Origin of the sequence: Faecalibacillus faecis (genome assembly GCF_003024675.1) — a bacterium.
In the GTDB taxonomy this organism is placed as follows: domain Bacteria; phylum Bacillota_I; class Bacilli_A; order Erysipelotrichales; family Coprobacillaceae; genus Faecalibacillus; species Faecalibacillus faecis.
This window is the reverse complement of the sequence record NZ_PYLP01000001.1, coordinates 288,539-301,162: the sequence shown is the minus strand read 5'-3', so window position 1 is coordinate 301,162 and position 12,624 is coordinate 288,539. Positions and strand designations below refer to the sequence as shown.

The 12,624-nt window shown below is 30.7% G+C and carries 13 protein-coding genes and 1 pseudogene; 3 read left to right on the top strand and 11 right to left on the bottom strand.

The genetic code is table 11. The features are described from left to right. Positions 1-15: 15 nt before the first annotated feature. A complete protein-coding gene (locus C7U55_RS01575) occupies positions 16-564 on the top strand; it encodes a tRNA threonylcarbamoyladenosine dehydratase (RefSeq protein ID WP_239985136.1) in 549 nt (182 codons plus the stop codon). Between the two features lie 247 nt (positions 565-811). Here the strand turns inward: C7U55_RS01575 and C7U55_RS01570 are convergent, their stop codons facing one another. Continuing rightward, entirely contained in the window at positions 812-2,083 is a 1,272-nt protein-coding gene (locus C7U55_RS01570; RefSeq protein ID WP_106987046.1) for an L-cysteine desulfidase family protein, read from the bottom strand. Positions 2,084-2,198: 115 nt separating this feature from the next. Between C7U55_RS01570 and C7U55_RS01565 the strand changes: the two genes are divergently transcribed. Then, positions 2,199-3,080 (top strand): LysR family transcriptional regulator, encoded by an 882-nt coding sequence (locus C7U55_RS01565; protein ID WP_106987045.1) that lies wholly within the window; start codon positions 2,199-2,201, stop codon positions 3,078-3,080. A 27-nt stretch (positions 3,081-3,107) separates the two neighbouring features. On the opposite strand, the gene C7U55_RS01560 is transcribed toward C7U55_RS01565, so the two are convergent. The 4 genes from C7U55_RS01560 to C7U55_RS01545 form a co-directional block, all read right to left on the bottom strand. Then, positions 3,108-4,580: a family 1 glycosylhydrolase gene (locus tag C7U55_RS01560; RefSeq protein ID WP_106987044.1), complete on the bottom strand. Its 1,473-nt coding sequence runs from the start codon at positions 4,578-4,580 to the stop codon at positions 3,108-3,110. A 78-nt stretch (positions 4,581-4,658) separates the two neighbouring features. Further along, positions 4,659-5,141 carry an oxidoreductase gene (locus C7U55_RS01555; RefSeq protein WP_227280477.1) on the bottom strand — a complete coding sequence of 161 codons (483 nt, stop codon included), beginning with the start codon at positions 5,139-5,141 and terminating at the stop codon, positions 4,659-4,661. Between the two features lie 600 nt (positions 5,142-5,741). Continuing rightward, positions 5,742-6,251, bottom strand: a complete 510-nt coding sequence (locus C7U55_RS01550; protein WP_106987043.1) for a Gx transporter family protein — start codon at positions 6,249-6,251, stop codon at positions 5,742-5,744. Further along, on the bottom strand, positions 6,235-6,594 hold the full coding sequence (locus C7U55_RS01545; RefSeq protein WP_106987042.1) for a NusG domain II-containing protein: 360 nt from the start codon (positions 6,592-6,594) through the stop codon (positions 6,235-6,237). Before C7U55_RS01545 ends, C7U55_RS01550 begins: the two co-directional genes overlap by 17 nt. A gap of 40 nt (positions 6,595-6,634) precedes the next feature. On the opposite strand from C7U55_RS01545, the gene C7U55_RS01540 reads away from it, so the two are divergent. After that, a complete protein-coding gene (locus C7U55_RS01540) occupies positions 6,635-7,609 on the top strand; it encodes an FAD:protein FMN transferase (protein ID WP_106987041.1) in 975 nt (324 codons plus the stop codon). Positions 7,610-7,623: 14 nt separating this feature from the next. Here C7U55_RS01540 and C7U55_RS01535 read toward each other — a convergent pair whose 3' ends face one another. The 6 genes and pseudogenes from C7U55_RS01535 to rsxC all read right to left on the bottom strand — a co-directional run bounded on the left by C7U55_RS01535 (position 7,624) and on the right by rsxC (position 12,530). Continuing rightward, positions 7,624-8,409, bottom strand: coding sequence for an RnfABCDGE type electron transport complex subunit B (locus C7U55_RS01535; protein ID WP_106987040.1), 786 nt, complete (start codon positions 8,407-8,409; stop codon positions 7,624-7,626). Between the two features lie 12 nt (positions 8,410-8,421). After that, positions 8,422-8,995, bottom strand: a pseudogene (locus C7U55_RS01530) (electron transport complex protein RnfA). After that, positions 8,992-9,690: an electron transport complex subunit RsxE gene (gene rsxE, locus C7U55_RS01525; RefSeq protein WP_106987039.1), complete on the bottom strand. Its 699-nt coding sequence runs from the start codon at positions 9,688-9,690 to the stop codon at positions 8,992-8,994. The pseudogene C7U55_RS01530 and the gene rsxE overlap by 4 nt, the downstream one beginning before the upstream one ends. Before the next feature lie 4 nt (positions 9,691-9,694). Continuing rightward, positions 9,695-10,297 (bottom strand): RnfABCDGE type electron transport complex subunit G, encoded by a 603-nt coding sequence (locus tag C7U55_RS01520; protein ID WP_106987038.1) that lies wholly within the window; start codon positions 10,295-10,297, stop codon positions 9,695-9,697. Continuing rightward, the gene (locus tag C7U55_RS01515) at positions 10,297-11,211 is read right to left on the bottom strand and encodes an RnfABCDGE type electron transport complex subunit D (RefSeq protein WP_106987037.1); all 915 of its coding nucleotides are present in this window, start codon (positions 11,209-11,211) and stop codon (positions 10,297-10,299) included. Before C7U55_RS01515 ends, C7U55_RS01520 begins: the two co-directional genes overlap by 1 nt. Before the next feature lie 8 nt (positions 11,212-11,219). After that, positions 11,220-12,530, bottom strand: coding sequence for an electron transport complex subunit RsxC (gene rsxC, locus C7U55_RS01510; protein WP_106987036.1), 1,311 nt, complete (start codon positions 12,528-12,530; stop codon positions 11,220-11,222). Positions 12,531-12,624 lie beyond the last annotated feature (94 nt).

The following is a 12,624-nucleotide window of genomic DNA, read 5'->3' as shown; positions in this document are numbered from 1 at the left end:
AATTAAGGAAGAACTATGTTAAACCAATTTTCAAGAACACAATTATTATATGGAAAAGAAGCCATGAATAAACTTCAAAATAACCATGTAGCCATTTTTGGTCTAGATGGTGTTGGCGGGTACGTTTGTGAAGCCCCTGTAAGAAGTGGCATTGGCTCTTTTGATTTAATTGATGATGATAAAATTTGCCTTACCAATATAAATCGTCAAATAATCGCTACTTTCGATACTGTTGGTAAATATAAAACAGATGTTATGAAAGAAAGAATGTTACAAATCAATCCAAAAGTAAACGTTCACACACATCAATGCTTCTTTTTACCTGAAAATGCAAATGATTTTTCATTTGAAGATTATGATTATATTATTGATGCAGTTGATACAGTTTCTGCGAAAATCGAGCTTGTTTTAAAAGCCCAAGAACACAATATTCCCATTATTTCAAGTACGGGAGCTGGAAATAAAGTTGATCCTACTCAATTTAAAATCACAGATATTTATAAAACAAAAGTATGTCCTCTAGCAAAAGTCATGCGTAGAGAACTAAAAAAAAAGACATGTTAAAAAATTAAAAGTTGTTTATTTTGAAGAAAAACCAATTCGCCCAATAGATGATTTATCCATTAGTTGCCGAACACATTGTATATGCCCTCCTGGTACAAAACGTAAATGTACAATTAGAAGAGATATTCCTGGAAGTAACGCTTTTGTTCCTTCAACTGTAGGTCTCATTATTGCCAGTGATGTTATTAAAGATTTAACTTCAAAATAAAAATATGGAGTATTGATAAATCAATGCTCCATTTGTCTATTATTCATGAATCATCATCTTAATAATTTCTTTATTCGTTTCCTTCATTCCTTCTCTGCCTAATCGTCCGACACTCTGAATCGTTGCTTCAACATCTTCCATCACAAGTCCGTCTCCAGATTTAAATTCTTGTCCATTTTTGTACATATGATAGCCTAAAATAGCCGCATCAACACTAGAAGCAATTTTTGCCGCACAAGAAGCTTTGGCTCCATCACAAACTATCCCCGAAACATTGGCAAGTGTATTAACAATTGTATGAATGACAGTTTGATAATCTTCATCGTATAAGTAAGCAATTCCCGCACCAGCTCCAGTAGCGGCACTTACTGCCCCACAATAAGCTGATAAAGTTCCAATACCACTTTTTTCATGAATTGCTACAAGGTTAGATAGTGCTAATGCTCTAAACATTTTTTCTTTTGAAACCTTTAATTCTTGAGCATAGATAAAAATAGGTAAAGAACATGTCATACCTTGATTACCACTCCCCGAATTAATAACAACCGGCAATTCGCAACCATTCATTCTTGCATCACTCCCTGCTGCAGCATAAGCCTTCGCTTTATTTTTTACATCTTTGCCAAAAGATTTTAAAAGAACTTTTCCAATATTAGCTCCATAATTATCGTTTAAACCTTCACAAGCTATCGCATAATTATAATCTAGTTGTCTTTCTAAAATTTCTTGAATATCGATCAAATCAACAGTCGCTATAAAATCATAAATATCTTCTATATCTAATAATGAGCGATCTGCTTTTTCCTCTTTTATAATGCTTTTCTCTTTTTGAAGTATTTCTCCATTTTTTTCTATACAAACAACATTCATATGAGAATCACTTACTCTCACTTTTACATACTCTTTTTTATTCCAAACCGTTATTATATAATCAAATACTTTTGAACTCTCTAAAAAATGTTCTTCAAAATCTACTTTTTCTATATATTGGTCTATTTCTTCCTTTGTTTTTTCATCAATTTGACTTAATACTTCTAAATATTTATCAGCATTGCCCCCTATGATTCCAGCACAAACAGCTGCTTTAATTCCTTTTAAATGATGTGTATGAGGAACAATGACACTCTTTACATTTTTTATAATACTCCCACTTGCTTCTACAACAATTTTTGCAGGTAAATGATTTAACACTTTTCTAGCAAGGCTTGCTCCATACGCTAATGAAATCGGCTCTGTACATCCCATAGCAGGAATTAATTCTTCTTTTAATATTTGAACATACGTTTGATATTTTTGTTCTGTCTTTTTCATATAAACGCTCCTTTACTCCTTGATTAATTGATAACTCTAGTTTAATATAAATGTATTATCAAGTAAATTAAATGATTTTAATGGATATGTTTAATTTTTTTAATAGGAGAATTTTATGGAAATACAAGAACTTATTTCATTTACAACAATTGTTCAACAAGGCAGTTTTTCAAAAGCTTCTAAAAAGTTAGATTATTGTCAAGGATCCATCACCGTTCATATCAAAAATCTTGAAAGAGAACTGGGTGTGCAATTGTTTGATCGTTTAGGTAAAAAGGTAACTCTTACAAATCATGGTAAAACATTTTATCAGCACTGTTTGAAGATACTTGATGATATTTCATGTGCGAAAGAAGCCATTAATCCTTCATTGGAACTTAATGGTCATCTTACAATTGGAACTATTGATTCATTATGTTCTTCCATAGTTCCTCAGCTTATTTGTAAATATCATCAATACCACCCTCATGTATCTGTTTCGATTACAACAGATACAATTGAAGGACTCTTAAAAATGCTTAAAAATAATGATATTGATTTTGCTTACTTAGTTGATAAACAACTTTTAGATACAGATTGGCTAAAAATATATCAATTCAAAGAAGAAGTTGCTTTTGTAGCATCATGTCATCATCCAATTTGCAAAATGAAACAACCAACAATTCAAGATATCTTAGCTTATCCTATTATTTTAACAGAAAAAGATGCCAGTTATCGTCGTCTTCTCGAAGAAAAACTTCATGAAGACCATTTAGAAATCAAACCTTTTATTCAATCTAAAAATACAGATTTACTTTTAGAACTATTGAAACTTGATCAATATATCAGTTTTTTACCAAAATATATTTTAGAAAATGATTTAAAAAATAAAAAAATCATTCAAATTAATATTCCTGATTACCAAATTGATGTCTATCGTCAGCTTCTCTGCCATAAAAACAAATGGCTTTCTCATGAAATGAAATCATTCTTCCAATTAATAAAAGAAAACCATTAAAAAAAGAATTGCATTCGCAATTCTTTTTTATAATTCTTCTCCGTTAGACTGACATACTTTTTGATACCAGTAGAAAGAATCTTTACGTGCACGGTGCAAATCACCATTTCCATCGTCATCCATATCTACATAGATAAATCCGTAACGTTTTCTCATTTCACCAGTTCCTGCTGAAACCACATCAATACATCCCCAAGGCATATATCCCATTAAATCAACACCATCTTCATCAACTGCTTTTTTCATTTCAATGATATGCTGTTTCATATAATCAATACGATAAGGATCATGAATTGAACCATCTTCTTCAACATTATCAATAGCTCCTAAACCATTTTCAACGATCCATAGTGGTTTATGATAACGATCCCATAATTCATTTAAAACAATACGTAGACCAACTGGATCAATTTGCCATCCCCAATCATTTGCTTTTAAATAAGGGTTTTTAACAGCACTTTCTAAGTTTGAAGCTGTTCTTTTAGCATCTACGTTTACAGTAGCAACACTTGTTGAATAGTAAGAGAAACCTATATAATCCACTGTCCCTGCTTTTAATGTTTCAAGATCTCCTTCTTCCATTTTTAATTCAATACCAGCATTTTTATATTCAATAAGTTTCCATTCCGGATAGAATCCTTTATTTTGAACATCTGTATAGAATGTACGTAATCTTTTTTCTGTAATACGTTTCCACATATTTTCTGGATTACAATCTTCTGGATAAATTTCTGAATAATTGATCATCATACCAATCATAAAATCAGGATTGATTTCATGTCCGCGAATAACTGTTTTTGCTGCAGCAACAAGCAAATGATGAACTGCTTGTGCAACTTTATCAGGTCTAGATAAAGCTTCTGTAATTCCTAAATTTGTATAATCTTTACAGAAGTTAATTTCGTTAAATGTTAACCAATATTTAACCTTATTTTTGTAACGATTGAAAATCGTTTCAACATAATTCATATAGAAATCAATTGTTTTTCTGTTATACCAACCATCATATTCTGTGGCAAGATGAAGTGGTAAATCAAAATGTACAATTGTTACTTGTGGTTCAATACCATATTTTAACATTTCATCAAAAATATCATCGTAGAATTGTAAACCTTTTTCATTAGGTTCTTTTTCATCACCATTTGGGAAAATTCTTGTCCAGTTAATAGATAAACGGAATGATTTAAATCCCATTTCCGCAAACAAAGCAATATCTTCTTTATAATGATGATAAAAATCTGTAGCCACATGACTAGGATAATATGTATTTTCATCTACATAAGGTACAGCTCCATCCGGTACTTCTGTGCCTCTACGGTCAATAAATTTTGTAGATCCATCCGCTAATTTTAAAGCCATACGTCTAGGAATATTATTTCTTCCATCTCCACCAGTGATGACATCTTGAATAGCAAGACCTTTACCACCGCTTAAATATCCACCTTCATATTGGTTAGCAGCTGTTGCGCCACCCCAAAAAAAACCTTCTTTAAATCCCATTTGAATTCCTCCTATTTGTTCTTTACTTATTATATTTATTTTATTGTATTCGGTTACATTTTTTCATAAAATGAAAACTCATTTTTCAAAAGAAATAGAATTCGTTATAACAAAAACAAAGGTAAGGGGTGATAAAAATTGAGAAATCAAATAAGAATGTCCCGCATGAATTTCTATTGCATCAAAACCAATGGTTTGTGCTCTTTTAGCAGCTGTTGCATGATCATCTGCAATACTATAAATTTCTTCTACTGTTAAAGCACGAGGAATCGCTCCTCCTGCTTTATTAGGAGTTGCACTCGCAGAAACAGGTTGTATTCCAATACGACTTTCCATGGCACTTGCTCCTGCATGGTTTAATTGAATAGCTATTTTCGTACCATATTGATGAATGGTTTCACATAGTTTATAAAGACGAGGTATATAATTATCGGCATCTATACGTAATTGTGTTGTTCCATTACTTCCTTCTGGATATTTCACATAAGCATTTTCTACAATTAAAAGACCATAGCCTCCTTTAGCACGTCTTTCATAATAATTCATATGTAAAAAACTCATCTCACCATTTTATTCACCAAAGTTTGTTCGCATTGGTGTCATGACTAATCGATTATCTAAGAAGATATAATACGAAGAATGTTTCGTTTCATAACAAACTTTTTCTTTTCGATTTAACCACGACGTATTTTCTAGTTCACTGTATTCAGCAATGATTTTATCTCCATAAACAATTCTTGATGCAAAAGGTTTATCATACGCTTTAGCAGCCTCTATGATTTGTTGAATAATTTGAAGTGCGGTATTTTGATTAAATGTTTTAAAGCGATATTCTTCTTGTTTTAATATATTATTTTTATTTGGTGATTTCCCTTATTTACAAAATAGCGATATTAGTCTTTCATAGTTCTTTTCTTCCTTTGATTTCTATTTTAAAAGTAATCACAAAAAAGACAATTTCAATTACATATCAAATCCTTAAGTAAAACAAATTATAAATTTTTAGCTACTAGATATTGACTAAATCTCACCTATTTTAAGTCACCTTTCACAAACACAACTATTAATCAAAACATCACATGTATAACGTTTAACCTATTCTTTCATCTTTTCTTCTTGTATTTTTGCATTGTTTTTATTTTTTGAATAATAAACATACTTCTAACCTCTTTTCTTTAATTGATTTCCTATTTTTAAATAAATGATTTCACCTAAAATGCCTATTACAATACCCGATAGTATACCAAAAAGCATTAGATAAGGTAAATAATACATAAATACTGTTGAACTAAAAAAAAGTATTGCCACCAATAATTGTCCTACATTATGAAAAATACCACCCATAATGGAAATAATGATATTAGAAAATAAATTTGTTTTTAAAAATAAATACATGATTATTAAAGAAAGCAATCCTCCTGATAAACTATATAAAAACATATAGAAATTCGTAAAAGTCATAGAAACAACCAAAATTCTTAAAAGCATGACAATAAAAGCCTCTTTTAAGCCAAAACAAAGAAGTAATGTCAAAGTAACGACATTTGCAAGCCCTAATTTAGCTCCTAGAACGCCTAAATAAAGAGGTATTAATGATTCTATATAACTTAAAACAATCGCTATTGCACAAAATAAAGCCAAATAGCATAATTTTTTAATAGACTTTTCCATCTTCTTTTCCTTCATTTCCTTCAATCACTTCTACAACTAAATGATGCGGTAAACAAACAATCGTTGCCCCTTTTTTATTTATTTTCCCTTGTTTAATACATAAATGATCTGGACAAGTTGCTTTTATCATAAAAGCCTCATGATTTTTAATTTGTATTATATTTTCATTATCAATATTAATGATTCGATCATCATCTAAAGAATAATAACCTTCAATTTGATCATTTCTTTTTATGACAATTTTTGCTCCTTGTTGTTTTGATTTAAAAAGAAAAAGACCTCCTATCAAAACAACAAGAATGCCAAGAATAATCAAATCATTTCTTAACGTTTTATTTTTCATCTTCTTACTCCATGCTATAATATAAAAAAGGAGGTTGCCTATGAAAAAATCAATACTTTCATTACTTATTTTTTCATTTATCCTTTGCGGTTGTAAAAATACAGCTCCTCTTTCTAATAAAGAATTTTGTCTAGACACAATTATCCAAATAACCCTTTATGATTCTTCTTCTAAAAATATTTTAAATAACTGTTTTGATTTATGCAAGAAATATGAGCGTATCTTTTCTACCAATAATAAAAAAAGTGAACTCTATAAAATAAACCATTCTTCCAACAAATTAGAAGCTCAGGAATTATCCAATGATCTCTATAAAGTTATTAAACAAGGTCTTTATTATAGTGATTTATCAAAAGGAAGCTTTGATATTACCATTGGTTCGATTTCTTCATTATGGGATTTTAAAAAGCACACACTTCCTGAAGATCCATTGATTCAACAACATCTTCACGACGTTTCTTATAAAAATATTATTTTAGAAAATCATAAAATACGTTTTCTAAATACAGAAACGATGATTGATTTAGGAGCAATTGCGAAAGGATACATCGCCGATCAAATCAAAAACTATTTACTTAAAGAAAATGTCAAAAGTGCCCTTATTAATTTAGGAGGTAACATTTTATGCGTTGGAAAAAAACAAGAGAATCCTTTTATTATTGGTGTTACCAACCCACAACAAACGTCTGATTCATTGTTTAGTTTAAAAATCAATGATTTATCTGTTGTTACAAGTGGAACTTATCAAAGATTTTTTAAAATTGATTCTAAAAGATATCATCATATTTTAAATCCAAAAACGGGTTATAGTTATGAAAATGGTTTAAGTTCAGTAACGATTATTTCTAAAAAATCAATTCAAGGAGATGCTTTGAGCACGGTTTGTTTTTCTTTAGGAAAAGAAAAAGGACTTGAATTACTTAACTCACTTGAAGATGTTTCTGGTTGTTTTATCGATGAAAACAATCAAGTAAGTTATAGCAAATCCTTTAAGCACTATTTAAATAAGGACTAATGTCCTTTTTCTTTTTATTCAATAATCTTTCTTGGACATTTTTCTTTGCATTTACCACAATGAATACATTTAGAATAATCAATATGTGCTAAAAAGTTTTCAACTTTAATCGCTCCTGTTGGACAAACTTTTTGACACATCATACATCCTAGACATCCTGTCTTACAGTTTTTATTAACTACTGGCCCTTTATCATGACTATTACATCTTACATGACATAAAGATTCATAGGGGACCATTTCAATAAGATGCTGCGGACAAGCATCCATACACTTTTGACACGATTTACATTTTTCTTTATCAACTTGAGCAACACCGTCAATAACATGAATGGCATCAAAAGCACAAGCCTTTACACAACTGCCATACCCCATACAACCAAAACGACACTTTTTATCGCCACTTCCTGGGACAACGGCTGCACTTAAACAATCATGAATGCCGTCATATTGATATTGTCTTTGTATTTTATCACACGTTCCCTTACATTTAACATAAGCCACTAAATGTATATTCTCTTCTACTTCTAAATGGAGAATTTCTCCTATTTTTTTAGCAGCTTCATTGCCACCTACAGGACATTGATTGATTGGTGCTTCTTTTTTAGCAATCGCACAAGCAAGTCCATCACATCCTGGATAACCACAAGCACCACAGTTATTACCTGGTAAAACCGCTCTTATTTTTTCTTCATTTTCATTAACTTGAACATGGAATTTTTCACTCGCTAAAGATAGAAAAACACCCACGATAAGGCCAATACTTCCGACAACAAGTATGGCAATTAATACAGTATTCATAAAAAATCCTCCTTAGATAAGTCCTGAAAAACCAATAAAAGCAATCGCCATTAAACCAGCGGTAATTAAAACGATGGGCGATCCTTGCATGACATGAGGAATATCATTATCCGCAATTCTTTCTCTAATTCCTGCAAGTATGGTAATAGAAATTGTAAATCCTAATGCTGTTCCAAAACCAGCAACAACACTTGTAATAAAATCATAATTATTTTGAACATTGGTAAGAGCCACTCCTAAAACTGCACAGTTAGTTGTAATCAACGGTAAATAAACTCCTAATGAATTATAAAGTGGTTTAGAATATTTTTTTTAAAAAGAGTTCTACAAGTTGTACTAATGCAGCAATAATTAATATAAAAGACACTGTTTCTAAATATTCAACATGAAATAAAACAAGTAAACGGTATAATAAATTTGTGACGGCTGAAGCAATCGTAATAACAAAGATGACGGCGCCACCCATTGAAAGTGCTGTTTTTGTCTGTTTTGAAACTCCTAGAAATGGACATAATCCTAAAAATTGAGATAGGACAACATTATTGACTAAGGAAACACTAATCAGTGTTAGAATAAGAGTTTTCATTTTTTAAGTTCCTCCTTTAATAAGGATTTGTTTATTTGACATTGATGACCATAACATTCAACACAATTTCCCCCACATTTAAGAGAAGATTCTTTTGTATTTGTGGCACTTGGTAGCTTTAATTTATTTTGAATGGCCGTTAAAAAAGCTAAAACAAAGAATGCGCCTGGCGCCATAACAAAAATCGTGATAGGTTCAAAAGAAAATGGTAAAGGTACTGAAAATGCTGTTCCTGACCCTAAGATTTCTCTTACTAAACCAATACATGTAAGAGCTAAAGTAAATCCTAGACCTATTCCTATCCCATCCATCATAGAAAGAAGTGGTGGATTTTTAGAAGCAAAAGCTTCCGCTCTTCCTAAGATAATGCAGTTAACAACAATTAAAGGAATATAGATTCCTAATGTATCATATAAAGAAGGTATATATCCTTGAAGTAATAATTGTACAACCGTTACAAGAGAAGCAACAATAACAATATAACCCGGTATACGCATACGACTTGGAATGATATTTCTAAGCAACGAAATCAAAAAATTAGACATAATCAAAACCGTCATTGTCGTAAGTCCCATTCCCATTCCATTAATAGCAGAAGTCGTTACTGCAAGTGTTGGACACATTCCAAGCATCAAGACAAATGTTGGATTTTCTTTAATGATGCCATTATATAAAGGTTTTAGATACTTTTCCATATTCTCATCTTCCTTTCAAGAGATCATAAAATTCAAGTGCTCCATTGATACCGCTTGTCATTGCTTTAGAAGTAATGGTAGCACCTGATAAAGAATCAATTTCTTCATCACTTTGCTTTCCGGTTTTTACAACTTCAAAACGATCTACTTTTTTTCCTTTATACTGATCTCTAAATTCTTTATTTTTAGCGTTCATCCCTAGTCCAACAGTTTCATCAATGGATAAAATTTCAACACCGGTAATTTCTTTTTGTTGATTGATACCAACAATAAGTTCAATGTCTCCACCAAAACCATCATGGTCGATGACTTGAATAATTTCACCTATGTTTTTTTTATTTTGATACGCTTTTAATGCTTGGACAATTTCTACATTATTTTCATTATTTTTTAATTGTTTTGATAATTTTTTTATTTTTTGAACTTCGTATTTTTTAAAGCTTGTAGCTTTTTTCATAACAAGTTTATATGCTTCTTGTTGCGTTTGCTTAGCCTGTTTTTCAATAGGCTTTTTTGTTATTTGATAAACATACCCCATCAAACCTCCACAAATAATTGTTATTAAACAAAGAATAAAGACATCTTTTATTATTTTTTTTAAATTCATTAGAAAACACCACCTTTTAAAGTGATTTTATCAATTAATGGAACAAGTAAATTAGAAATAATGATTGCATAAGAAACACCTTCACTACTTGTTCCAAAGAAACGAAAGAGTCCTGTTAAAATTCCTAAAATAATTCCATAAACGATTTGTCCCTTTCGATCCATAGGACTTGTAACATAATCTGTTGCCATAAAAAAGGCACCAAAAATAAGTCCTCCTCCACAAAGTTCACAGGCCAAATAATAAAAGTCAAATGAACAAGGTGAAAAAAATAAAGTAAAAATTGAAAATATAATTAAATAAGTTAAAGGAATTGTTAACTTGATAATTCCTTTTATAAGCAAATAACCTGCACCAATAAGTAAAGCGAAAGTTGATGTTTCTCCTATTGTTCCTGAAGTCGTTCCTAAAAACATCTTTAAAAGTTCATAGCTTTGTCCATTTTTTAAAACAACTAAAGGTGTCGGTGAAGTTAGACCATCAAAAACAAAATTAGTCATTCTACCTGCAAAAGAAATGAGTAAAAAACAACGTGCTGCTAATGCAGGATTCATAAAGTTTTGTCCTAATCCACCATAAAGCTGTTTAACAACAATGATTGCAAAAATACCACCAATCACTGGTATCCATAAAGGAACCGTTGCTGGTAAATTTAAAGCTAAAATAAGGCCTGTAACAACAGCTGATAAATCTTTGATTGTTATCGTTTTTTTCATGAAATATTCATAGATATATTCTGATAAAACACATGTGATTATCGTGGTTAGAATAATAAATAAAGCCTTTATTTTAAATTGATAGATTCCAAAAAAAGTAGCTGGTAATAAGGCAATAACAACATCAAGCATAATGGAAGATGTTGTGACTTTATCTTTAATATGTGGTGAAGAAGATACATGTAATAATTGATTCATAAAGCTACCTACTTTCTTTTATTAATTGAAACTAAATATTTCATTTTCTTAAAGGCTTGTGTCATATTTCGTTTGGCTGGACAAGTATAACTACAACAGCCACATTCAATACAATCCATACCTTGATTTTTGATAAAGGCTTCTGTATCATTTTTTAACGCAATTTGATAGAGTATTTGTGGTTTAAGCAAGCTTGGACAAACATCTAAACATCTTCCACAACGAATACACGCAGAAGGCTCATAAAGTGAAACTTCATCTTGATTCATAGCAAGAATAGCACTGGTTGTTTTTGTAACTGGAAGATCTAGTGTCATCAAAGCACTTCCCATCATCGGCCCTCCACAAATAATTTTTTTGATTTCACCTTTAAAACCGCCAAGTTGATCTACAATAAACTGAAAACTTGTTCCTAAAGGAACCTCTATATTACAAGGTTTTATTCCTTCTCCAGATATTGTCATTACTTTAGAAAAAAGTGGTTGATTATAACGAACGGCTTGATTAATAGCAATTGTTGTCGCTACATTATCTACAATACAACCCACATCAACAGGAAGCATTTTTGAATTAAGCATTTTTCCTGTAAGAACTTTAATCAACATTCTTTCTCCACCTTGAGGATATTTTGTTTTTAAAGCCTTTACTTCGATTTTATCTTCATCTTTACACTTTTCTTCAAGTAAAGAAATCGCTTCTTTTTTATTATCTTCAATTGCGATATAACAAATTGCCTTAGGAAACATGTCTAAAATCACATGGATTCCATCTATAAGTTCATCTGTTTTTTCCAACATCAAACGATAATCACTCGTAAGATAGGGTTCACATTCTGCCCCATTAACAATAAAATAATGAACCTTATTAATATCCTTAACAGATAATTTAACGTGTGTTGGAAAACCAGCACCACCCAAGCCGACAATCCCAGCTTCTTTAATTTTTTCTATTTTATCTTCATAGCTTAATGATTTATAATCATTTGTTTCTATTTCAATACTTTGATACAAACCATCATTATTTATAACGATTGCTTGTTGCATTTTTCCAGAAATATCCATTCTTTCTTCTATTGCTTTTACTGTTCCTGAAACAGATGAAATAATCGGACTAGAAACAAAACCATCTTCACAAGCAATTTTTTGTCCTACTTTAACTTCATCTTTTATTTTAACAAGTGGTTTACAAGGCGCTCCAATATGTTGTTTTAACAAAAATACAGCTTCTTCACTTGCATTTAGCTTGATGATTGGCAAATCTTTTGTATAGTGTTTTTGATCTTTTGGATGTATACCTCCAATAAATGATTTTAAATGCATGATTTTCATCCCCTTTAACCTTATTGTAGTCCTATCTTTTTTAAATTGAAAGCGTTTACACCAAGTTAAAAAATTAACTTATTTTCTTTGAAAT